The sequence below is a fragment of the Pseudobutyrivibrio sp. LB2011 genome, assembly GCF_000701765.1.
GTDB classification, from domain to species: domain Bacteria; phylum Bacillota; class Clostridia; order Lachnospirales; family Lachnospiraceae; genus Pseudobutyrivibrio; species Pseudobutyrivibrio ruminis.
This window is the reverse complement of the sequence record NZ_KL370823.1, coordinates 21,011-45,649: the sequence shown is the minus strand read 5'-3', so window position 1 is coordinate 45,649 and position 24,639 is coordinate 21,011. Positions and strand designations below refer to the sequence as shown.

Sequence of the window (24,639 nt, the reverse complement as noted above, 5' to 3'; positions counted from 1 at the left end):
CACACAGCAATTTATGACTATATAAACAAGAAAAGCTGAAGATATATAGTCCAAAAGAGCAAGCATGACTATATAAATCAAAAGATGATGAAAAGGTATAGTCAGAAACAGTCAGAACACAACAAAAATGACTATATATTCCCACTCATCACAGAAATATATAGTCATCCTATCGAACCACGACGAATAACAATCGTCCGATGCGCAGCTATTTGCTCACTACATGCCCTGGATTCCCTACAACTGTGGCTCCGGCAGGGACATCGTGAACAACTACCGCGTTGGCGCCGATGCGGGCACCCTTGCCTACAGTGATAGGCCCGATGATTGCTGCGCCGGCGCCGATGTCTACGCCATCCTCAATCACTGGCACGCCGCGGCCATTTGTGCCAACAACGCAGCCCTGGCGGATTGTGACGCCACTTCCGATGACAGCGTCCACATGAATGACGATGCATGAAAAATGATCAATCATGAACCCGGCCCCAATTGGCTTGATGTGGCTTGGAATATCGATACCATATTTAACAGCAACACTATGAAAGCGAAGCCTGGTGATGAAGGCCAGAGGCTTCATCCAGCTATGTGAATTTTGGTAGCAGAGCTTTCTGTACCAGTAGCTCCAAGCATAGCCAGGCTTCATTTTATAGGCCTTGAAACGGCCGATAAAAGTATCATCATTTGAATATCTTAAAAAATCACTTCTGAGTAATTCCTTGTACTCTTTTTTTGTCATAAATTATCTCCAATAATGATTGTTAAACAGCATTGCGACTGCCATCATACCTTCTATTGAAATGATCTGTAAATGTCTAGCAGCTTTCCGCAATACTCATCGATATTATTATATTCCATGGCACGCTTGGTTGCACCAGAAGATTTGCTGGCATATAAATCAGCATCAGTCAAAAGAGATGTGATAGCAGCCACAAATTCATCCTTACCTTCACAGACGAAGCCACAGCTATCATCCATGATTTTCACTAGTCCGCCGCTATTTGTGCTGACAACAGGAACTCCAAGAGACATAGCTTCTAAAGCAACAAGTCCGAAACCTTCCCATTTTGAAGGCATCATCAAAACCTCTGTGCAAGCCATATAGTCGTAAGAATTCTTTTTGAATCCCTCTAAAACAACCACATCAGAAAGTCTATTATCAATGACAAATTGCTGAAGCTCTGGCATCAACTCACCATCACCTACAATTCGAACTCGCTTCACTAGTCCGGCCTCAGCTAACTCTTTAGCAACCTCAAGCACAAGCATAGGATTCTTTTGCTCTGTAAGACGCCCCACAAAAAGTAAATCACTGTCGTAGCACTGAAACTCCGTGTCAGCCACAGCTGAAATCTCAGCACCAGCCAAGCCGGCTTCACCCGAAACCCCAGCGCCATCAGCTCCAAAAAGCTCCTGCTTCACCTGAGACTTAACCCCATCCACAGAAAAAGGATTTCCCACGATGGTGATAGGGCATTTAATCTTGCTGGTGTAGCGATACTCATCTCTAACAGCATCGGAAACCATCAAAATATGGTCAATATACTTGCAAGCCATTAGATAAGAAATGGTCTTGTAATGAAATTTTTGAATCCATGGTGGATTGTTGTGTAGATGGGAAATGATTGGCACGCTACCCTTAAGCGCAAAAGCACAAAGAACGCTGGCTGTGAAATCGTGGGCGTGAACCACTGTTGGATGAAACTTTTCAACAGCTGCCTTTATTGAAGCAACATCGAGCTTGTCGATGCCGTAGTAATTGTCGTAAAGACCGATAGATTTGAGCTTGTCCTCTATAGGACCATGAGGAGCCATATAAATGAACTCCTCACGATCAGAAAGACCTTTTATAATTTGACAGACAACATTTTCTGCCCCTGAATATATTTTGGATTTGATTACATGTAAAATCATGAATTTATTCTCCTGCAATAGAATAGCGGGCGGTATTGCTGCCGTACACATATGTGCTTAAAAATTCGTCAATTTCGCTGAATGACTTAGGGAATTCCATTCCAAATTCCTCAGCAATTTTTCCGTTGTAAAGCTTAACTGAATCATCTGAGCTGCCGTAGCCGATTTTGATTGTTGTAATATCGTCTCCGTTGAAGACACGTACGGCCTTTTTGCCAGCTGCATATCCAAGTGAATATGGGTCAGAGAAAAGTGTTACAAGTGCGTTTTCGCCGATTGTTGTGTCTCCGGCAACAACAGTAACTTTTGATTCGGTAGCGATTTCTCCGATAACATCCATCTGGTCTGTAAGCATGCTGCCAAATGGGATGTAGATTGCTGAACACTCATCGCAGGCTTCCTGGATGCGAGACTCAAGAGTGATTTCCTCTTCTGATTCCTCAGATGAATCACCGTTCGAAGACTTTACGCTAGCAGATTCAGTCGACTCAGTAGATTCTTCCTCATCTTCCGAAGTCTCTTCATCTACCTTGCTAGATGCCCTTACAACCTTGCCGCCAGTCCAGAAATCTGACTGAAGAGCAACTCGTGTAGATGATGGTGAATTCAAACCTAAAACAGAGTCCTCATTAAGAGCAACTACGTTATTGTCCATTCCCTCTTTTGCAGAGAATGCAACGAATTTACTAGGAGTCAAAGCTGTGGAATTTTGTGCTTCTTCCTCCGCTGCATAATCTGTTGCTGTATCAGATGCTGGAATCAAATATTCCTTCCAAGGGATTCCCGCCTGATCCAGATATGCTTCGAAAATCTCGTTCTGATAGATGGCATCGGTGTCCTCTGGTGAAAAGAAAATGCCGACAGTCTGCAAATCGTCAGTTGCTTCTATCATAAGAGATACCTGGTCAACGATGCTTGGCTTACTGCTGATGCCAGTAACATTTTTGCCTGTAGTCTTGTCCCAGGATTTTCCATCAAGGCTGGCGATTCTAAGTGTGCCCTTGAAATCGATAATGCCAGTGGCGATGATTGGGATAGTATCTGTAGCAGATGTTGCCGATGAAAGTGTTTGTTTTCCAGCAGTGAAAATCATATCCGAACCGTCTTTCACAGCCGCCTTTGCAATTTCTTCACTAGTTGCATCCTCTGATACAGAAGATGTAGTGATTACAAAATGTTCCTCACCTAGATAATCTGAAAGGGCATCAGAAAAGCCCTTTAGTAGATTTTCATTGTAGGTATTGTCTTCGGATAAGAGTGCTGATATATTATATTGATATGAATCCTCAGTGGATTCTTCATTAACTTCTTTTTCAGACTCGGATTCGTTGTTGCTTCCACAGGCAACTGTTGAAAGACCGAGAGTAGCAGCTAATGCTATGCTTAAAAATCTTTTTTTCATATTGTTCCTTTCAAAGATTCAGTTACTAAATAATAATTAGAAATCCCAAATTAGTCAAATAGGAGTCTTATGAAACAATTCGACAAAGGTATTATAGACTTTTGCCTAGAGTTATTATATCCAAAACGATGTGTGGCTTGCGATAAAGTTTTATTAAAAATAGAAAAAGATATGGGAATCTGCAAGGAATGCGCCCCAAAAGTGAAACTGGTGGGAGGTACTTATTGCATAAAATGCGGCGGCCCTATCAATAATCCATCAGAAGAATTCTGCAATAATTGTAAGGAAAACAAGCATCATTTTGATCAGGCAAAAGCAGTGTTCAGATACACAGGTGGCATGAAGGAAGCCATGTACCGCTTCAAGTATTCTAATAGGAGATGTTACGGCAAAGTATTTGCAACTCACGCATTGAGAAACTATGGCAGCTGGCTAAAGGCCATTGATGTAGATGCAATTGTGCCGGTGCCTATGTACGGCCCCAAAGAAAAGAAGCGCGGATACAACCAGGCAGAGGTATTTGCAAAGGCGCTAAGTAAGGAAACAGGCATACCCATCGCTGATAAAATTGTCAGACGAGAAAGGGATACTGTTGCAATGAAAGAACTAAATAGTACAAAAAGAAAGAAAAATCTGTTAAAAGCTTTTATACTAACGGAAAATGTTGTACAATTTAGAAAAGTACTTATAGTTGATGATATTTACACAACTGGCACAACGATGGACGAAGTGGCCAGGGTGTTGAAGAGTGGGGGAGTAAAAGAGGTATTTGGTATGTGCGTCTGCATTGGCGAGTGCAGCGACTAAAGTAGGAGGAATCATCTATGGAGGTACGTAATTGTAGAACTTGTGGCAGATTGTTCAATTATATAGGAGGCAATCCTAACATGTGCCCTGCATGTCGCGACGATTTGGAGAAGAAGTTCCAGGAGGTAAAGAGTTATATCCAGGATAATCCACGTGCTAGCATTCAGCAGATTTCAGAAGACAATGAAGTTAGCACAAATCAGCTTCGTCAGTGGATTCGTGAGGAAAGATTACAGTTTACTGACGATTCACCAATCGGTATCGAGTGCGAAAACTGTGGCGCTAGTATCAAAACCGGTAGATTCTGCGAAAATTGTAAAAATACTATGGCAAATTCTTTGGCTCAATCTATTGAAAAACCAAAGCCAATTGAGGAGCCAAAGAAAAAACCAGATAATAAAAATAAGATGCGTTTCCTTGAAAAATAGTGCATTAATTCAAATACCTGCTAGCAAAAGCTAGTGGGTATTTCTTTTTCAGCCAATTTTATGCTATACTCATTCTGTATTACTAGGTAAAAAGATGAGAGGATTGTTATGATAAATGAAGAGCGCGTAAAGCACATGACATCCATGGCCATTTTCGAAAAGGAATTAGGCCCTGAATATCAGCCTATGCTTCGCTACTCCAAAAAAGAATACATAGCTCTACATGGCTGGGGAGGCTTCCTCGCCGGCACAGTATTTTTTGCGGTTATTTATGTAGGAATTGTTTTGTATATTACAGGCAATGTCCTTGAGAATATCACCACAATGTATATTTTACTTATGATTTTAATCGGGTTGTTGGTATACGCTTTGTACATCATCGTACATGTTCACAATACCCGTCGCAGGGCTGCAAAGCAGTACAGAATGGGCAAACGTCTCATCAAAGAATTGGCAGCTAAATACTCAAAGCTCAACCTCATGTACGAGGATGAAGCTCAACAGACCAAACCATTACTTGCTAGAAACAAAGAAGAAATATACTAAAGGATTATATAAAATGAACGCATTTATCAGATTACGAGATGACATTAGAAGATTCATTCTCTCCAGAGAAATGATTTTTTTGAAAATATGGAGCGCACTTATTGCCTTCGTAGGTCTTATGTGCATCAAATCCAACTTTGGCTATAATGATACAGTTAGCCAGCTTTGGGTTTCTATTATCATTACCATAATAAGCGCATTTTTCCCTATTCAGGGTGTTTCCCTAATTTTATTGTTAGTTTTATTGATTGATTTAGCGGAGCTTGGTGCTCAGGTTGCTCTTGTTGCACTAGCATTGGTGGTCATTGGCTATCTCGTTTGTGCATATTTTAGAAGCAAAAATACTTACAATATGGTCATGGTTCCAGTGTGCTATTCATTCCATTCACCATATGTGATGGCACTTGGCACTGGCCTTATGTCAAATATCAACGAGCTTTGCTCAGTTATCTGCGGAACAGTTACCGCATACTACTTACACGTAATCAAAAACAATGCAGCTGCAATCCTTGATGAGACTAGCGATGTTTCAGTCTTTTCTTTATTAAATGAGCAGCTTCTTAAGAGCAAGATGTTCTACTTCTTCTTGGCTGCCATGGTTGCAATGTTTTTAGTTGTTTATTTACTTCGCCAGGCTAGCATCAATATGTCATGGATAGTTGCAAACTTTGCAGGCGTAGCCGTAGAGTTCATTATCATGATTGCAGGATTTTTGCTCACTAGCCAAAAGGGCGAAATTCCAGGGCTCATCCTTGGCAATATTATCGTCTTAGTTGTAGGTTTCATTTTGAATTACTTCATTCTTGATTTGGACTACTCACGAATTGAAAAGGTTCAGTTTGAGGATGATGATTATTACTATTATGTAACTGCAGTACCAAAGATCAGAATTGTAGAAGAAGAAAAAGAAGTAAAGAAAATATAATCCCCGTTAGGGTAGTAAGGAAGTGGATCATTGGTTGATTTTGTCAATGCTGTAGATGCCTTCATCGATGATTATTTCAATGTAAATATTCCAGATGTTTCCATTACAGATGTAATTGAAATTTTCATAATTGCATACTTCGTATATCACTTATTGGTATGGGTGAAAAACAGCAGGGTTTGGATGCTTATCAGAGGCGTCATTTTTATCATGCTGTTTTTTGTGCTTGCAGCGATCTTCCAGATGAACACTATCCTCTGGTTGGGCGAGAAATTAGTCTCAGTTGCTGTCACAGTGTTGATTGTAGTGTTCCAGCCAGAGCTTCGTCGCGCATTGGAGCAAATCGGTCGACGAAAAATTACTTCCCTTTTCACCTGGAACTTGCTCAAGCCAGGTGCTAAGAAATTCGACGACTCAACCATCACCGGTATGGTTTCTGCATGCTACGAAATGGGCGCAGTTAAAACCGGTGCACTTATCGTTGTCGAAAATGATATGCAGCTTACAGAATTCGAAAGAACAGGAATCAGTCTGGATGCTCTCGTAACCAGACAGCTCCTTATCAATATATTCGAGAAAAACACACCACTTCACGATGGTGCTGTTATCGTCAGAGGAGACAGAGTTGTTTCTGCAACTTGCTACCTTCCTCTTTCTGACAATATGGCTTTATCAAAGGATTTGGGAACTCGCCACAGAGCAGCTGTTGGTATCAGTGAGGTTTCCGATTCCCTTACAATTGTTGTTTCAGAAGAAACTGGAACAGTATCATACGCAAGAGAGGGACGCATCGTTCGCGACGTCAAGGAGGATGAGCTTATTGCAGAGCTTAAGCGCATACAGAATCCTGATGTTGAAGAGGACGGCACAGCCAATACTTCGGAAGGAGGTATGGCATGAAGCAAAAAATTATTAATGCCCTTACAAAGGACGTAGGACTTAAGATTTTAGCAGTAGTATTTTCCTTCCTGCTTTGGCTGGTTGTTGTAAATATCGACGACCCAACCCAGACTAGGACATTCACGGCTGTTGTTACAGTCACCAATGCAGATGTCCTAAAGGAGGCAGGAAAGCTTTATGAAATAAAGGATGGCGTCAACACAGTCAGCTTCCGAGTTACTGCAAAGCGTTCCATCATTGAAAAGCTTTCTCCTTCAGATTTCTCTGCTACAGCAGATATGAACAGTCTGGAAAATGAGGAGCGTATCCCTGTCACAATTGCGGCAAAATCATATGCAAACTACATCACCATCTCAAGCAAGCAAAACTACCTATATGTAGTTCTTGAGGATGAGCAGACAGAACGCTTTGTTATCGAAGCGCAGACTACAGGTACAATTGAAACAGGCCTGACGGTGGATTCTGTCACAAGCAGCCCTACTGTTATCACAGTTACCGGTCCTGAGGATGTGGTTTCTACAATTGATAAAGTAGTTGCTTCAGCAAACATCACTGGTGTTACAAGCAACTTCACAGAAAGTGTTATTCCTAAGTTCTATGATTCTGAAGGCGAAGAAGTGGATTCAAAGGAACTTACGCTTTCGGTGTCTACAGTTAGTGTTAGTGTTACCTTCTCTAATATCAAAACTGTGGATTTAGTAGTCAAGACAAGCGGCACGCTTGATAGTAGCCTGACTCTTGATTCCATTAAAACTGATCCTTCATCAGTTGGTATAAAGGGAGAGGCGACAGCCCTTAATGATGTCACTTCAATCACAATACCTGATACAGTTATCAACCTTTCAGATTTGACTGGTTCATTTACCACCACGGTAGATATTTCATCATACATGCCTGAAGGCATTACTTTGGCAGATGGCTCGTCATCAAAGGTTACAATATATGTTTTGATGTCTGGCGAAACAGCTTCCACAGCAGAAGTCAGCGCAGACAACATTTCACTTACAAACATTCCTGAAGGGCTTGCAGTTTCACTGGATGCTTCTTCAGTGACAGTCAATGTATTCGGTACATCCGATGCACTTTCAGCTTTGAATGCAAGCAGCATCAAAGGCACAATTGACTGCACCAACCTTACAGTTGGGGAATCACAGACAGTTGTGGTTCAGTTTGAAAATATTGAAGGGGTCACCATTCAAAATACATCGGTGACAGTTACCGTTATTGAAGATACATCAGCGGCAACAGAAGATTCAGAGGAGTAATATGGGAAGATTATTTGGAACAGACGGAGTCAGAGGAGTTGCTGGCTCAGAACTTACTATTGAGCTTGCAAAGGCTTTGGGCCAGGCAGGCGCTTATGTACTTACAAAAGAAGCATCACATCAGCCTACAATCATCGTAGGATGCGATACACGAATCTCAGGAACAATGCTTGCTTCAGCACTTATGAGTGGTATCTGCTCAGTTGGTGCTAATGCAGTTTACGTAGGAGTTCTTCCTACACCAGCAATCGCTTACTTGACACGTAAGCACAAGGTAGATGCGGGAGTTGTTATTTCTGCCAGCCACAATCCAATGGAATTCAACGGAATCAAGTTCTTCAATGGCGAAGGCTTCAAGCTTTCAGATGCACTTGAGGACGAAATTCAGGAGCTCATCGAAAGCGATATGAAGGGCATCAGCCTTCCAACAGGCGCAGAAATCGGAAAGGTAGATTTCAGATTCGACCTCGGCCGTGAGTATGTTGATTTCTTAAAGCAGACAGTACCTATGGATTTGTCAGGATTAAAGATTGTTATCGACTGTGCAGAGGGCGCTTCTTACAGAACTAGCGTTGCTTGCCTTTCAGAGATGGGCGCAGAGCTTATCACAATCCACAACAATCCAGACGGAACAAACATCAACTCAAACTGCGGAAGTACACACATGGATGAGCTTAAGGCTCGTGTTGTTGCAGAGAATGCTAACATCGGTCTTGCATTTGATGGCGATGCCGACAGAATGCTTGCTGTAGATGAAAAGGGACGTCTTGTTGATGGCGATCAGGTTATGGCTATCTGCGCAAAACACATGAAGGATAAGGGCACACTTAAGAAAAACACATGTGTAGTTACAGTAATGACAAACCTTGGATTCACTTTGATGGCAAAGGAACAGGGCATCAATGTTGAGTCAACAAAGGTTGGCGATAGATATGTTTTGGAAAATATGCTTGCAAACGGTTATAATATCGGCGGCGAGCAGAGTGGACATGTTATCTTCTTAGATGACAACACTACAGGTGATGGACTTCTTTCAGCCCTTCACTTACTCAGAGTTCTTGTGGAGACAGGCAAGTCACTTTCTGAGCTTGCTTCTATTATGGAAGTATTACCTCAGGCACTTGTTAATGCAAAGGTGCCAAACCACAAGAAAGAAAGCTACATGGAGTATCCTGAAATTGCAAAGGCAATCGGCGAGCTTGAGGCTAAGTTCGCTGGCGAAGGACGTGTACTCATCCGCCCATCAGGCACAGAGCCACTCGTTCGTGTTATGATTGAAGGCAAGAATCAGGAAGAAATCGATGCAGATGCACACGCATTGGCTGAATTGATTACTAACACAATGTTGTAAACTAAACTAGGATATTTGATATGGTTTCAAGAAAAGTAAAGATTGTTAATGCAACAGGCTTGCACCTAAGACCGGCAGGGGTCTTATGCGAGACTGCCATGAAATATACTTCTAAGGTTACATTCACAACTGATAATCATTACGAGGCGAATGCGAAATCAGTACTAGGAGTGCTGGGAGCATGCGTCAAAGCCGGCGAAGAAATCACTATCATCTGCGATGGCGAGGACGAAGCCGCAGCCTTGGAGGATATCGTCAATTCTATCGAGGGAGGACTCGGAGAATAGTTATTATTTGAGTTAATCAAGTTAATGATCTGAAGAACAATCCAATCAAATGGTTTTGTTCAACAGATTCATTCATAGACAAAAAGTAGCATGCACTAAGAGTAAAAATAGCTTTTTATGTTTGACACATAGGTTAAAATAGCCTGTCTATAACAAGCTATGATAATTCTCAAGGGAAAAATTTCTTGATTTGCTAAGCAAATCGAGAACCTGACGAGCCCATTGCGATAGCAATTTGCATGGGCGAGTATCCGCTTTTGTTGACCGGAGAATTCATCATGCTTGTGATAGTAACAGGCGAGAAACCAACTAAAGTAGAACATAACAAGCGAGAGAAAGTCTTTGGGGCATGCGAGATACAAGACTAGGAGGAAGAATAATGTTGAACTACAAGCGTTACAAAGCAAACCCAGTGTTAGAGTTTCCACAGCGTACATGGCCTAACAAGCAGATTACCAAAGCTCCAATTTGGTGCTCAGTAGACCTACGTGACGGCAACCAAGCCCTCGTCGAACCAATGAACGTCGACGAAAAAATGGAACTATTCGACCTCCTACTAAAATTAGGTTTTAAAGAAATCGAGATTGGCTTCCCTGCAGCAAGCCAAATAGAATTTGACTTTTTAAGACAACTCGTTAAGGAAAATAAAATCCCTTCAGACGTTAAGGTGCAGGTGCTTTCTCAGTGTCGCGAGGAACTGATCGACCGCACATTCGAGGCTATTCAGGGAATACCAAATGTTATTTTCCATATTTACAATTCCACATCAACTCTTCAAAGAGATGTGGTTTTCAATGCAGACAAAGACGAGATTATCGAAATTGCCAAAGCAGGCACACAGATGGTAAAGGACAGACTTGACCGTTACAACGGCAACCTTCAGCTGGAATATTCACCAGAATCATTCACAGGCACTGAGGTTGAGTTCGCCCTTGATATTTGTACAGCTGTTCAGGATACATGGGATCATGCAACAGATGCACCTATCATCTTCAACCTGCCAGCCACAGTAGAGATGAACACACCAAACGTTTATGCAGACCAGATTGAATGGATGAGCACGCACTTCAAAGACAGAGATAACATCATCCTTTCAATTCATCCTCACAACGATAGAGGTACAGGCGTTGCTATTACAGAGCTTGGCCTTCTTGCCGGTGCAGACCGCGTGGAAGGTACACTTCTTGGAAATGGTGAGCGTACAGGTAATGTAGATATTCTTACAATTGCTTACAACATGTTCTCTCAGGGTGTTGATCCTGAGCTTGAGCTTGATGATATAAAAGAAATCGTGGAGGTATGTGAGAGAGTCACAAAGATGCCTACCGATGCAAGACATCCTTATGCAGGCGAGCTTGTATTTACAGCTTTCTCTGGTTCACATCAGGATGCAATCAACAAGGGCGTTTCTGCAATGCGCAGTCGCCAGAATATGTATTGGGAGGTCCCATATCTTCCAATCGACCCAGCCGATATCGGAAGAAAGTACGAGCCAGTGGTTCGTATCAACAGCCAGTCTGGAAAGGGCGGTGTTGCTTTCGTTATGGATACAGTTTACGGCTTCAAGCTTCCAAAGAAGATGCAGCGTGAATTTGCTGATGTTGTTCAGTATATTTCAGAAAAGCAGGGCGGCGAGGTTACACCTCAGCGCATTATGGAGGCATTCAAGTCTCAGTACTTGGAAAACAAGGAGCCACTCACACTGGAATATGTTGTTATCAAGGACGACAAGGATACTGACGATACAGTTGCTATTCTTGACTTCAGCTACCACGGAGAGAAATTCCACTCAGAGGCTGAAGGAAACGGTCCTATCGATGCTGTTAAGCTTGCAATTAAGCAGTGCGTACCAGAGCTTGACTTCTCACTTATTGACTACACCGAGCATACACTTGCTCAAGCACAGGGTTCTGGAGCAAAGGCTGCAGCATACATCGAGATGCGCGACGAGCGTCATGGCAACACCACATTTGGCGTTGGCGTAAGCTCAAATATTACTCGTGCCTCAATTCGCAGTATGTTTAGTGCTTATAATCGTCTTATAGCGAAAGCTAAAGACATTTAAAATAGCAAATAATTTGCATAAAGTTAAAGAGGAAATAAAATGAGAAAGATTTTAGTAACAGGATGCAACGGCCAGCTTGGACGTGCCATTCAGAAAGAGTATGGAAATGAAGTAGAGTTCATACTCACAGACGTAGTAGAGGGAGAAAAGATTTCTCCACTCAACATTATGGATTTGGAAGAAGTTCTTAGCTTCGTAGAAGATAAGAAGCCAGATGTCATCATCAACTGCGCAGCAGCTACAAACGTAGATGGCTGTGAAAAGGACTGGGATTTTGCTTACAAGCTTAATGCACTTGGCCCTAGAAACTTGGCTATCGCTGCTTCAAAGGTTGGAGCAAAGCTTGTGCATGTCAGCACAGACTATGTCTTCCCAGGCAATGCAACAAAGCCTATCACAGAGTTTGATCAGCCAGCACCAATCAGTGCTTACGGCAAGACAAAATACGAGGGTGAAAAGTTCGTTCAGCAGTTTGCAGACAAGTGGTTTATCGTACGTACAGCTTGGCTTTACGGCGATGGCAAGAACTTCGTTAAGACTATGCTTTCTCTTGCTGAGACACATGACGAGCTTTCAGTTGTTTGCGACCAGCTTGGTTCGCCAACATCTGCAGTAGAGCTTGCTCGCATGATTCATCACCTTGAGCCTACAGAAAACTATGGTATTTTCCATGGCACATGTGAAGGTGACACAAACTGGGCAGATTTCACAGAGGAAATCTTCAAGCTTAAGGGCATCAATGTAAAGGTCAACCACGTTACTAGCGAGGAGTACAAAAAGATGAATCCAGCTAGTGCCGACAGACCTCACTACAGCATCCTCGACAACTACATGCTTCGTCTTACAAGCGGCTACAAGATGGCCGACTGGAAAGACGCCCTCCGCGAATACCTCGCATAAACCGTTAATGGACGCATGAAACCTTTTTCACGCGTTTAATAAATATATTATTATTAATGTGATTTAAATCGGGCAAATATCATAGAATACCTAGGGGATTTGCCCGCCAAAAAGGAGATTAAAATGAGAACATATTTAGTTACTGGTGGAGCTGGTTTCATCGGCTCAAATTACATTCATTACATGTTTAAGAAATATGATAATGAAATCCGTATCATCAACGTAGATAAGCTTACATACGCAGGTAACCTTGAGAACCTCAAGGACGTTGAAAACCGCGATAACTATACATTCGTAAAGGCTGATATCTGCGACAAGGAAGCTATCCGCAAGATTTTTGCTGAGAACGACATCGATAGAGTTGTTCACTTCGCAGCTGAGTCACACGTTGACCGTTCAATCAAGAATCCGGAAGTTTTCGTACAGACAAACGTACTTGGTACAGCTGTAATGCTTAACTGTGCAAAGGAAGCTTGGGAGCTTGAAGATGGCACATTCAAGGAAGGCAAGAAGTTCCTTCACGTTTCAACAGACGAAGTTTACGGATCACTTCCAGATGATGACAACGCTTTCTTCTATGAGACAAGCCCATACGATCCACATTCACCATACTCAGCTTCAAAGGCTTCATCAGACATGCTTGTAAAGGCTTACATGGATACATACAAGTTCCCTGCAAACATTACAAACTGCTCTAACAACTATGGCCCTTACCAGTTCCCAGAGAAGCTCATTCCACTTATTATCAACAATGCGCTTCAGGGCAAGGACCTTCCAGTATACGGTGATGGAAAGAACGTACGTGACTGGTTATACGTAGAGGATCACGCTAAGGGAATCGATATGGTTCAGGAGCAGGGTGAACTCTTCCAGACATACAACATCGGTGGACACAACGAGAAGCAGAACATCCAGATCATCCACATCATCCTTGATACACTTCAGGAGATGCTTCCAGAGGGAGATCCACGTAAGGAGCTCGTATCTGAGAACCTTATCAAGTACGTTACAGACCGTAAGGGACATGATCGTCGTTACGCTATCGCTCCAGACAAGATTAAGGCTGCAGTAGGCTGGTATCCAGAGACATGCTTCGAAGAAGGCATCAAGAAGACAATCAAGTGGTTCTTCGAGCACGAGGAGTGGATGAAGAACGTAACAAGCGGTGATTACCAGAAATACTATACAGATATGTATTCAGGAAAATAATATGAAAAAATATGATTATTTAGTAGTAGGCGCAGGGTTGTTTGGTGCAACCTTCGCCTACGAAGCTATGAAAAGAGGCAAGTCGGTTCTAGTAATCGACAAGCGCAACCACATAGCCGGAAATATATATACAAAAGAAGAAGATGGAATTAATGTGCACGTTTACGGCGCACACATCTTCCACACTAGCGACAAAAAGATTTGGGAATACATGAACCAGTTCGCTGAGTTCAACAACTACATCAATTCCCCAGTTGCCGTTTATGGCGACGAGCTTTACAATCTTCCATTCAACATGAACACATTCTCAAAGATGTGGGGCATCAAGACTCCTGCAGAGGCTAAGGCCAAGATTGCAGATCAGATCAAGGAGCTTAACATCACAGAGCCAAAGAATTTGGAAGAGCAGGCACTTTCTCTTGTAGGAACAGATGTATATGAAAAGCTCATCAAGGGCTACACACAGAAGCAGTGGGGACGTCCATGCGACGAGCTTCCAGCTTTCATCATCAAGAGATTGCCACTTAGATTTACATACGACAACAACTACTTTAACGATAGATTCCAGGGAATCCCAATGGGCGGTTACACTCAGATCGTTGAAAAGATGCTTCAGGGCGCAGATGTTGTGCTTGAGCAGGATTTCTTCGACATGGTTGGCGGCGTAGAAAACGCACCAAAGTCTACAGAGGGAACTCTCAATGACGGTAGCCAGGTTTCTTGGAATAAGCTTGTTTTCACAGGCCAGATTGATGAGTATTACAATAGCTGCTATGGCGATTTGGAATATCGCTCAGTTCGATTTGAGACGGAAAAAATCGATTGTGACAACTACCAGGGCAACGCAGTTGTAAACTACACTGCAGCCGATGTGCCTTACACTCGTATTATCGAGCACAAGCACTTTGAGTTTGGCACACAGCCAACCACAATCATTTCAAAGGAATACTCAAGCGAGTGGCAGCCAGGCGTTGAGCCATACTACCCAGTAAACAACGATAAAAATAATGCAGTTTACGAGGATTACGCAAAGCTTGCATCAAGCGAGTCAGGTGTTATCTTCGGAGGCCGTCTTGGTCAGTACAAATACTACGATATGGACAAGGTGGTAATGGCTGCATTGGATTGCGTAAAGGAGGAATTTTAAGTGAAAGGAATTATATTGGCTGGAGGTTCCGGCACAAGATTATACCCATTAACTAAAGCTATCTCTAAGCAGATTATGCCAATTTATGATAAGCCAATGATTTATTATCCATTGTCTACACTTATGCTTGCAGGCATCCGTGAGGTTCTTATCATCTCTACACCAAGAGATCTTCCTGTATTCAAGGAGCTTCTCGGTGATGGTAGCCAGCTTGGCATGGATATTCAGTATGCCGTTCAGGAGCAGCCAAACGGACTTGCTGAGGCATTTATCATCGGCGCAGATTTCATCGGAAAAGATGCTGTAGCACTTGTACTCGGCGATAACATTTTCTATGGCCAGTCATTCTCAAAGGTGCTTCAGACAGCGGCACACCGTACAGAGACAGAGCCAGGCGCTACAATCTTCGGTTACTATGTTCGTGACCCAAGAGAGTACGGCGTTGTTGAGTTCGACGAGAACGGCGTAGCTATTTCTATCGAGGAAAAGCCAGCTCAGCCAAAGAGCAACTACGCAGTTCCAGGTCTTTACTTCTACGACAACTCAGTTGTAGAAATCGCAAAGACTATCAAGCCATCAGCACGTGGTGAGCTTGAAATCACAGCTGTTAACAACGAATACTTAAACCGTGGAAATCTTCACGTTGAGACACTTGGCCGTGGATTTGCATGGCTTGATACAGGAAACCACGACATGCTTCTTGCAGCTGCTGAGTTCGTCAGCACATTCCAGAAGCGCCAGGGTATGTATGTATCATGCATCGAGGAAATCGCATTCAAGCGTGGCTTCATCAACAAGGAGCAGCTCCTCAAGCTCGCTGAGCCACTCATGAAGACAGAATATGGTAAATATTTAGTAGACGTTAGTAACGGATTGTAAAAAACTAGCTTGTAACTATCAAGCAAAAAAATTAGAAAGAGTATAGATAAAGAAAATGGCAATTACAGTTGAAAAGAACGTAAATGGTATTGAAGGCCTTTGTGTTATCACTCCTAAGGTTTTTGGTGATGAGCGTGGTTACTTCATGGAGACATACAACGAAAATGATATGAAGGCAGAAGGTCTTGATTACGTCTTTGTACAGGACAATCAGTCTGCAAGCAAGAAGGGTGTGCTTCGTGGCCTTCACTTCCAGAAGAACTTCCCACAGGACAAGCTTGTTCGTGTAATCAAAGGTGAAGTTTATGATGTAGCAGTTGACCTCCGCCAGGGATCAGCTACATTTGGAAAGCACTACGGAATTCTTCTTTCAGAGGAGAACAAAAAGCAGTTCATGATTCCAAAGGGATTCGCTCACGGATTCTTAGTAGTCAGCGACTATGCAGAGTTCTGCTACAAGGTTACTGATTTCTATCATCCAAACGATGAGGGCGGTCTTATGTTCAACGATCCAGATATCGCTGTTCAGTGGCCAATCCCAGAGGGTATGACTGAGGCAGATTTAATCCTTTCAGACAAAGATAAGGTAAACGCATCTTTCAAGGATTACTGCGCAGAGAGAAATATTAACGCATAGGTTTTATTTGGGAGAATTATAAAATGGAAGAATTATGGGAGAGTTTGAAATTCTTTATAGCATCGCATAAGGCGGCCAGTATCGCCGTTGCCAGTGCTGTTGGTGTTACAGCAGCAGGTGCAGGCGGCTATGGCGTTTATAATCTCGTGACTGACGATGAAGAGCCAGTTGAGGTTGTAGAGGTCACAGAGCAGGCTGCTAATAATGATGTCTATATCCCAGAATTTGTTAATGTAAAAATAACAAGTGAATCATTAGAGAAGGATTTGACAATCTACATCTCAGACGAGAACGACAATCCTATCACAGGAATTCCTTTTGAAGTAAAGCTTTTGACTGAGGAAAATGCGGAAAGCCTTCAGTCATATGTTGACGCTATCAAGGATATCGACGCTCAGATTGCTGAGTACACAAAGGATTACGACTTCTCAACAGACACAGAGGAAACAGGTTCTGAGGAAGAAAGCGATGCCCTCCCAGTCGATGGAGAAGAGATTGATTTCTCTAAGGATGATTCAGAAGAATCAGAAGACACTTCAGAGGATACAACAGAGACTGCAAGCAATGAGGCAACAGTTACAATACCAACTAACTCATTCCAGATTATGCAGATCCTCCAGGATAGAAACGCAGCAGTCACTGTTACAGATGAAAACGGTGATGTAGTTGAAACTCAGACTGGAGATATCAGCTCAGATCCATTGTATCTTTTATATCTTGATAAAGAGACAGCAGTTCAGGCTTACACAGTAGCTGTTAATGAGGCAGAAGGTATCGTTTATACAGATGATGATATGGACGGTGTAATCACTCAGACAGATATGGAAGCCGGCGACTATGTACTTTGCTTAGTAAACGACTTGGACACAGAAGTTAGCTACGAGCCTGTAACATACACTACTGCAGCTAATGTAAAGGACAAGGTAGAGTATAAGGTTCAGAAGGAAATCACAAAGCAGATTAAGAAGGATGTGGCTTCTGAGGATGGACAGAAGGCTGCCGCTGCAGAGGTTCCAGTAGAGAACAAGCTTACAGATACAGTTGAGTACGTTGAATCTAAGAAGGTTGAAAACGGCTCAGGTGAGGTTAAGCAGGCCGAGGCCGCAGCACCAAAGAGCACAGCTACAGCAAGCAAGAGCAAGGCAACAGCAAAGAGTGGTGGTATCACAAAGGTAACACACGATGTTGTTAAGACAGCTTCAAGATACTTACGTACAAAGGGCTATGTAGCTGCAGCTAGCAAGCTTGATTACATCGATGCTCTTATGATGAAGGCTACAAAGGTGGCTACTGTAAGTGAAGAAGGCGGTCAGAGTACGGATAAGGCTGATGATACTGATTCAAATACAGAAACAGGTGGTACACCAACTACTGATACAGGCAATGCTGGTAATACAGGTAATAGCTCGGGTTCGGGCTCAAGTTCGGAGTCAGGTTCAACAGGTGGAAGTACAGATAATTCAGGATCAAATTCAGGCTCTACAGGTGGAAGTACAGATAACTCAGGATCTAATTCAGGTTCAACAAGTGGAAGCACAGATAACTCAGGATCAGGTTCAGGAAGTTCAACACCAGCTGAAAAAGCAAAGCATACAATCACTGTTAAGTATGTAGACGAATCAGGAAATGAAATTTCTGGTTACAAAGCATTCACTGAGACAAAAGAAGAGGGCGCACCTTATTCATATAATGCAGAAACAATCAGTGGTTATACATTAACATCAACAACACCTGTAAAGGGTACAGTTGGTACAAGTGATGTAACAGTTACATTCACATACAAAAAGACAACAACTACCAAAACAACAGAAGAAGCCACCCTCGACATGAGCTACTCAGCTGGCACATTCACAATCAAGGCTTCAGCAAATGTTGGTAGCGTCACAGTAAATGGTACAGCTGTTACAATGTCAAACGGTAGCGGTACTTTCAAGGTTACAAAGGATGGAGATTACACACTTAAGGGTGTAGCAACATTCTCAGACAAGGCAACAGATAACACACTTGCTGTTACATACACAGTATCAGGATACGGCTCAGGCGATTCTACAGAAAAGCTTAAGGATGCAGCTGGCAACCAGCTCTATCTTGATGAGCAGTGCACAAAGGAAGCAACTGCTGCTGATTATGAAAAAGGCAAAAAGTATTATTACAAAGAAGCTAGCTATACATACTATGGTTGGCAGTCAATTGATGGCAATACATACTACTTCGACAAGAACGGCAATAAGGTAACAGGCACTCAGGTAATCCAGGGTGTTAGCTACGATTTTGGAACAGATGGCGTTTTAGCAAACAAGGGAACAGGTATCGATGTTTCTAAGTATCAGGCAAACATCGACTGGTCACAGGCTAAGTCAGCAGTTTCATTTGCAATCGTTCGTTGCGGTTACAGAGGTATGTATGATGGACAGCTCCACGAGGATCCATATTTCTACAAGAATATGTCCGGAGCCAAGGCCAACGGAGTAAGCGTAGGTGTTTACATTTACTCAACTGCCCTCAACGAGGCAGAGGCTGTTCAGGAAGCATCAATGGCAGTAGCGATGGCTCAGAAAGCAGGCGGATGTTCATACCCAATCTTCATCGATATGGAGGATAAGGTTCGTGGACAGGGCTCACTTTCAACAGCTCAGCGAATGGCAATCCTTAACGCATTCGTTTCAACAGTTCAATCATCTGGTTATAAGGCAGGCGTTTACTGCAGCAAGAACTGGATGACAAGCTTGATGGATGCAAATTCAGTACCAAGCTCATGCAGCGTATGGATTGCACAATACAATACATCATGTACATATTCAGGAAGAAAGAACATGTGGCAGTACTCTAGCAAGGGTTCAGTTCCAGGAATCAAGGGATATGTAGACATGAATAAGAGTTTCTAGTAGGAGTATTATGAATCAAAACGTAAGAAATATAGAAACTGGCAAAAGAATGTTTCGCTTCGTAAGTAGCGTGGTTTTAGTCGCAGTACTAGCCACGCTCTTTGGCGTTATGTGGTATATGCGTTTACAGATGCTTATGTCACAGCGATTCTTGAGTATCGGTAACTATTTAATGATCGGCCTTTATGTGGTTTTGACAGTTCTCATGATTAACACATTCAAAGGCTTCAACATCGGAAGTGGAAGAATATCAATCCTCACAATGTCTCAGGCCATTGCCATGGGACTTGTAAACATGCTTGAATTTGTAATCGTAATTTTGATGACACGTATCAAGCAGTTGATGTGGATGACATTGGCATACATCATCGTGCTTACAATTGCAGACGCTATTGCAGTCCTTGTGATCACATATGTCAGCACAAAGCTTTATCGCGCAGTGTTCCCACCTTTCACAATTTTAAATATCTACGGAGAATACGAAAACGACCTTGTTCGCAAGATGAATCGTCGTGCAGACAAGTATCGAATCACTGGCGAAATGAGCTGCATGGAGCCACTTGATAAGATTATCCGTGAGCTTGAAAACTACGACGCAGTTCTTGTAAATGACGTTCCATCGGAAATCCGAAACGACATTGTAAAGGCCTGCTTCGCAACAGATAAGCGTGTATATTTCACACCAAAGATTTCAGACATCCTTATCAAGGGCGCTGAGGAGGTTAACCTTTTCGATACACCTCTTTACCTTTGCAAGAATGTTGGAATGGATGGCATTTCAGCTACACTCAAGCGCCTCGGTGATATCGTGATTTCACTTATCGGAATTATTATTTCTTCACCAGTTATGCTTGTGACAGCTATACTTATCCACAATTACGACGGCGGCCCAGTCTTTTATAAACAGACTCGCTGCACTATCGGTGGAAAAGAATACAAAATCATGAAGTTCCGTTCAATGATTACAGATGCGGAGAAGGATGGAAAGGCACGTCTTGCCAGCGAGAACGACGATAGAATCACTCCAATCGGACATTTTATAAGAGCGACTCGTATTGATGAGCTTCCACAGTTCTTCAACATCCTTAAGGGTGAGATGTCAGTTGTTGGCCCTCGTCCAGAGCGTCCAGAAATCATTGCTGAATACATAAAGGATGTGCCAGAGTTTGCATTCCGTACTCACGTAAAGGCCGGCCTTACAGGCTACGCTCAGGTTTACGGCAAATACAACACCACATCTTATGACAAGCTCAAGCTGGATATGATTTACGTTGAGAAATGTTCAGTATTCTTGGACATCCAGCTAATCCTTATGACCCTTCGTGTTATCTTTACAAAGGATGCCACAGAAGGTGTTGCTGAAGGCGAGGTTAATGCAAATGTCCGCAAGTAAAAAAGCTTTAATGCATGCACACACTGCATACATGGTGACTCAATTCAATATTGATAATATTAAGATTTTGCAGGACCTTGGCTACACAGTGGACGTAGCTTGCTGCTGGGCAGATGATGATAGCGCACTTTCTCCAGAGGCTATGAAGGCTCGCAGAAAGATGCTTGATGACCTTGGCTGTCGCGTGATTGAGACAGCCAGCCTTAGAAAGATTTTTAATATTTCAGAGCTTTCCAAGGCATATAAGCAACTAAAGCACGAGGTGGAGACAAACAGGTACGAAATTGTCCACACCCAGTCTCCAATCGGCGGAGTTATCTGCCGCCTGGCCTGCAGAAAGGCCAGAAAGCTTTACGGCACAAAGGTTATTTACGCAGCACACGGTTTCCACTTCTTCAAAGGCGCACCACTTAAGAACTGGTTGGTGTTCTACAATGTGGAAAAGTACTGTAGTAAATTTACCGACCTGTTGATAACCATCAATCAGGAAGATTACAAAAACGCTCAAAAGTTCAAGGCCAAGGAAGTGGTTTACGTACCAGGCGCCGGCGTTGATACAAACAAATTTGTTGCTAGCGCAGACGGTCGCGAAAGAATCAGAAAAGAGCTTGGTATCGATGATGAAACAACCGTTTTATTGTCGGTGGGCGAGCTGATTCCTCGTAAGAACCACATGGAGGTTTTTGAAGCCTTGAAACAGATGAAGGATGCCGGCAAAGACTACAAGATTAAATATCTCATCGCCGGAAGAGGCAAAATCGCTGAGGAGCTTCAGAACAAGATTAACGAACTTGGTCTTCAGGAGCAGGTTCAGATGCTAGGCTTCAGAAGTGACGTAGCAGATGTATTTGCAGCCAGCGATATTTACGTGTTCCCATCTCATCAGGAAGGCCTTCCAGTTGCACTGATGGAGGCAATGGCAGTGGGCATGCCAGTTGTCTGCAGCCGTATCCGCGGCAATGTGGATTTGATTGAGGAAGGCGTAGGCGGATATCTATTCGATTCCAAGGATGCTTCCACACTTGTGACAGCCCTTGATCGAATGATGGCAAAGGCCGAAATCGACCGTAGAGCCATGGGTTCACATAACGTAGCCGTGATGGAAAATTTCGACAAGGTTCACGTGAATGCAAGAATGAAAGAAATATATAGTAACCTATAAACGTAACTTTTTGCGGGGGTAGAAGTACTATGAAAGTTTTACATGTATCTAAATCATCAACTTACAGTGGCATGGAAAATGTGGCGATTAATATAATCAACGCCATGCCAGAAGATATTCAAAGCGTGTATCTCACAGCCACAGGCTCTGTTGAGACAAAGCTATTAGAGCATGACATCGAATACATCGGTGTTGAAAAGGTTGATGAAAACGCTATTAAAGAGGCTATTGATGAGGTAAAGCCAGATATCATTCATGCCTATGAATATGACTGCAGCCTCATGTGCACAAAGGTGACGGACACTATTCCAATCATCAGCCACATTTATTCGGTGCCAAAATGGGTTCAGAAAATTGGCCCTAAATCCGTAATTTACGGCGGAGCATGTAAAAACTTTACAAAGATAATCATCCCAAACAAAATCGTGGAAGAGAAGGCATGGTTCAAGGACAAAATGGCAGGTAAAACTGTGGTCCTTGGCACACCCTTCAACGCTGTAAAGATTTTTGAAAAGGGATATTTACCAGGCACAGAGATGTCAAAAGAAAAGCTGGAAAAGTACAAGTCTGACCTGCTTTTCGTAGGATATCTTACAGATGATAAGAACCCTTATGAGTTTGTAAGAATTGTTAAAGAGGTCAAGGAAACTCATCCTGATGTGAAAGCCATCATTGTTGGTGGTGGCGATTTAGGAAGCGAGTGCCTTGAATTAATTGGAAAATACAATCTTTCCGACAATATAACAATGGTCGGCCTTCAGCACAATCCATACATCTACATGAATCAGACGAAGATTCTTGTGGCTCCTTCCAAGTTCGAAGGCTTCGGTATGGCAGCTGTGGAAGCTATGGCCTTTGGCAAGCCTGTGCTTGTCAGCAAGGTTGGTGGACTTATCACCACCGTAAATGATGATTGTGGAAAAGTATGCGGCACAGACAAGAAGCCTGTGGATAGAGAGGCATTTGTTTCCAATATCAACGAACTTCTGGATAATCAGGAGATATACAGAATCAAGTCTGATGGCGCCAGAAGACGTGCCAAAGACTTAAATAATTTTGAAACATACATGGAAGAAGTAAAGAAGATTTATGAGGATGCTTACCAAACTGCTAGAAAAAATTAAAAGCGCAGATTTCATATTAGTGACTATGTCCACAGTTATCTGCTCGGGAATATCATTTATTTTCAGCGTATACTCAAAGTCTCTTGTTCCTGTAACACCACTGGGTATCTACAGCACTTGCCTGTTGGCCCAGACCTATATGAACTACGCCCAGTTCGGCGTGCTCAACGCCTACAACAGGGATTATCCTCAGGCCCTTGGCCGTAAGGATTATGAAACAGCAAATAAACTGAAAAACACAGCAGCCACATTCATGCTGATGGTTTACCTCATCATTTTTGTGGTATTTGAAGCCTGGGTTTTCTTTTACTATCGCGGCCGCGTTGGTGCTGATCAGTATCAGGCATATTATGCCTTCGGTTACGCCATGTGCCCAATCATGATTCTGCTGAAAAGCTTCGACGACATGTCAAACGCCACAGTCAGAATGAATGGTAAATACAATTATTCCGCAGCTATCGGATTGCTTCGTACAATCATTGCCTTTGGAATCGGCGTTGCTGCACTTAACCTGGTAGGCTACTATGGTCTTTATGCCATGACAATGTCATCAGCGTTACTTGGAATCATCCTGTTCCGCAAGAACGCACTTAAGGGAGTGCGCCTCAGCTTTGACTTCTCATATATGAAAGCCATGATTATCGGCGGCCTTCCACTTTTAATCAACAGCTTGATTTGGACTTTGGTTCAAAGCGTGGATAAATTCGTTATCCTTGGATTTTTGACTACTGACGACTTGGGAGTTTACTCAGTTCCATTGATGGGATTCACCACTATGGTGCTGGTTCCACAGACAATTTCCCAAGTGTTTTACATAAAGGTCTCACATTTGTATGGGGCCAACAAAGATGAAAAGCAGCTCCTTGAAAAAGCCAGCTATTTCACCAACATTACATCAGTTATTTCCGGAGCAGCATGTGTTTGCGTATTCTTCATCATGCCAATCTTCGTGCAGATGTTTATGCCAATGTACACAGATGGAACTCCTGCAACTCAGATTCTTATCATCGGCGTTGCAATCTATTCCACAACCATGCTTTTCGGAAACATTTTCAGCGTGCTGAAGCTAAACAAATCACTGATTGCAAACTCAGTTGCCCTTTGCATTTTCAATGTGATTTTCTCAACCGGTTTGGTTGTTTTTGTAGAGCGAAGCATCAACATGGTTGCCATCGGCACCGGTATGAGCTACGCCCTTTATTCATTGCTTTTGATGATTAAGCTTTCAAGAAAGTTCAACTACTCATTCTTGAAATTATTCGCCAACAGCTGGCTACCACTTTTAGCCATCGTCATCCCTGGCGTGCTTTATTACATGCTCATAGAAAACATCTATGTTGCCGCAGCTTTGGCTTTGTTTACCATACTAGTGGTCTGTGGTATACTTACTAAGTTAATTTTCTTTAGGAGATAAAA

General features: G+C 42.7%; 22 protein-coding genes. 19 read left to right on the top strand and 3 right to left on the bottom strand.

Annotated features, from left to right (window positions below):
• Positions 1–208 precede the first annotated feature (208 nt).
• From T375_RS13350 to T375_RS11940, 3 genes are read right to left on the bottom strand one after another with little or no spacing between them, the layout of a single operon-like run.
• Positions 209–736, bottom strand: coding sequence for a serine O-acetyltransferase (locus T375_RS13350; RefSeq protein ID WP_049960429.1), 528 nt, complete (start codon positions 734–736; stop codon positions 209–211).
• A gap of 53 nt (positions 737–789) precedes the next feature.
• Positions 790–1,911 (bottom strand): glycosyltransferase, encoded by a 1,122-nt coding sequence (locus tag T375_RS11945; protein ID WP_044938891.1) that lies wholly within the window; start codon positions 1,909–1,911, stop codon positions 790–792.
• A 4-nt stretch (positions 1,912–1,915) separates the two neighbouring features.
• A complete protein-coding gene (locus T375_RS11940) occupies positions 1,916–3,313 on the bottom strand; it encodes an ABC transporter substrate-binding protein (protein ID WP_044938888.1) in 1,398 nt (465 codons plus the stop codon).
• A 69-nt stretch (positions 3,314–3,382) separates the two neighbouring features.
• Here T375_RS11940 and T375_RS11935 point away from each other — a divergent pair, with 69 nt between their 5' ends.
• The 19 genes from T375_RS11935 (at position 3,383) to T375_RS11845 (ending at position 24,637) form a co-directional block, all read left to right on the top strand.
• Positions 3,383–4,120, top strand: a complete 738-nt coding sequence (locus T375_RS11935) for a ComF family protein (RefSeq protein WP_044938879.1) — start codon at positions 3,383–3,385, stop codon at positions 4,118–4,120.
• Positions 4,121–4,137: 17 nt separating this feature from the next.
• A complete protein-coding gene (locus tag T375_RS11930) occupies positions 4,138–4,548 on the top strand; it encodes a FeoC-like transcriptional regulator (protein WP_044938876.1) in 411 nt (136 codons plus the stop codon).
• Positions 4,549–4,656: 108 nt separating this feature from the next.
• Positions 4,657–5,094 carry a hypothetical protein gene (locus T375_RS11925; RefSeq protein ID WP_044938874.1) on the top strand — a complete coding sequence of 146 codons (438 nt, stop codon included), beginning with the start codon at positions 4,657–4,659 and terminating at the stop codon, positions 5,092–5,094.
• 13 nt (positions 5,095–5,107) lie between these two features.
• Complete coding sequence (locus T375_RS11920; protein WP_090395170.1) at positions 5,108–6,019, top strand: hypothetical protein; 912 nt, start codon at positions 5,108–5,110, stop codon at positions 6,017–6,019.
• Between the two features lie 30 nt (positions 6,020–6,049).
• Positions 6,050–6,919: a diadenylate cyclase CdaA gene (gene cdaA, locus T375_RS11915; RefSeq protein WP_044938869.1), complete on the top strand. Its 870-nt coding sequence runs from the start codon at positions 6,050–6,052 to the stop codon at positions 6,917–6,919.
• On the top strand, positions 6,916–8,184 hold the full coding sequence (locus T375_RS11910; RefSeq protein WP_049960428.1) for a CdaR family protein: 1,269 nt from the start codon (positions 6,916–6,918) through the stop codon (positions 8,182–8,184). The genes cdaA and T375_RS11910 overlap by 4 nt, the downstream gene beginning before the upstream one ends.
• A gap of 1 nt (position 8,185) precedes the next feature.
• Entirely contained in the window at positions 8,186–9,535 is a 1,350-nt protein-coding gene (gene glmM, locus T375_RS11905; protein ID WP_044938866.1) for a phosphoglucosamine mutase, read from the top strand.
• Between the two features lie 20 nt (positions 9,536–9,555).
• The gene (locus T375_RS11900) at positions 9,556–9,822 is read left to right on the top strand and encodes an HPr family phosphocarrier protein (protein ID WP_044938863.1); all 267 of its coding nucleotides are present in this window, start codon (positions 9,556–9,558) and stop codon (positions 9,820–9,822) included.
• A gap of 379 nt (positions 9,823–10,201) precedes the next feature.
• A complete protein-coding gene (gene leuA, locus T375_RS11895) occupies positions 10,202–11,887 on the top strand; it encodes a 2-isopropylmalate synthase (protein ID WP_044938860.1) in 1,686 nt (561 codons plus the stop codon).
• Between the two features lie 39 nt (positions 11,888–11,926).
• A complete protein-coding gene (gene rfbD, locus T375_RS11890; RefSeq protein ID WP_044938858.1) occupies positions 11,927–12,787 on the top strand; it encodes a dTDP-4-dehydrorhamnose reductase in 861 nt (286 codons plus the stop codon).
• Between the two features lie 123 nt (positions 12,788–12,910).
• Positions 12,911–13,996: a dTDP-glucose 4,6-dehydratase gene (gene rfbB / locus T375_RS11885; protein ID WP_044938855.1), complete on the top strand. Its 1,086-nt coding sequence runs from the start codon at positions 12,911–12,913 to the stop codon at positions 13,994–13,996.
• A gap of 1 nt (position 13,997) precedes the next feature.
• Positions 13,998–15,143 (top strand): UDP-galactopyranose mutase, encoded by a 1,146-nt coding sequence (glf, locus tag T375_RS11880; RefSeq protein WP_044938851.1) that lies wholly within the window; start codon positions 13,998–14,000, stop codon positions 15,141–15,143.
• Positions 15,144–16,022: a glucose-1-phosphate thymidylyltransferase RfbA gene (gene rfbA, locus T375_RS11875; RefSeq protein ID WP_044938848.1), complete on the top strand. Its 879-nt coding sequence runs from the start codon at positions 15,144–15,146 to the stop codon at positions 16,020–16,022. It abuts the gene before it with no gap.
• A gap of 55 nt (positions 16,023–16,077) precedes the next feature.
• A complete protein-coding gene (gene rfbC, locus T375_RS11870; protein WP_044938844.1) occupies positions 16,078–16,659 on the top strand; it encodes a dTDP-4-dehydrorhamnose 3,5-epimerase in 582 nt (193 codons plus the stop codon).
• Positions 16,660–16,682: 23 nt separating this feature from the next.
• Complete coding sequence (locus T375_RS13345) at positions 16,683–19,544, top strand: GH25 family lysozyme (protein WP_049960427.1); 2,862 nt, start codon at positions 16,683–16,685, stop codon at positions 19,542–19,544.
• Between the two features lie 10 nt (positions 19,545–19,554).
• The gene (locus T375_RS11860) at positions 19,555–20,937 is read left to right on the top strand and encodes an exopolysaccharide biosynthesis polyprenyl glycosylphosphotransferase (RefSeq protein WP_044938841.1); all 1,383 of its coding nucleotides are present in this window, start codon (positions 19,555–19,557) and stop codon (positions 20,935–20,937) included.
• Positions 20,924–22,099: a glycosyltransferase family 4 protein gene (locus T375_RS11855; RefSeq protein WP_049960426.1), complete on the top strand. Its 1,176-nt coding sequence runs from the start codon at positions 20,924–20,926 to the stop codon at positions 22,097–22,099. Before T375_RS11860 ends, T375_RS11855 begins: the two co-directional genes overlap by 14 nt.
• 29 nt (positions 22,100–22,128) lie before the next feature.
• Positions 22,129–23,223 carry a glycosyltransferase family 4 protein gene (locus tag T375_RS11850; RefSeq protein WP_044938839.1) on the top strand — a complete coding sequence of 365 codons (1,095 nt, stop codon included), beginning with the start codon at positions 22,129–22,131 and terminating at the stop codon, positions 23,221–23,223.
• A complete protein-coding gene (locus T375_RS11845; RefSeq protein ID WP_044938835.1) occupies positions 23,195–24,637 on the top strand; it encodes an oligosaccharide flippase family protein in 1,443 nt (480 codons plus the stop codon). The genes T375_RS11850 and T375_RS11845 overlap by 29 nt, the downstream gene beginning before the upstream one ends.
• Positions 24,638–24,639 lie beyond the last annotated feature (2 nt).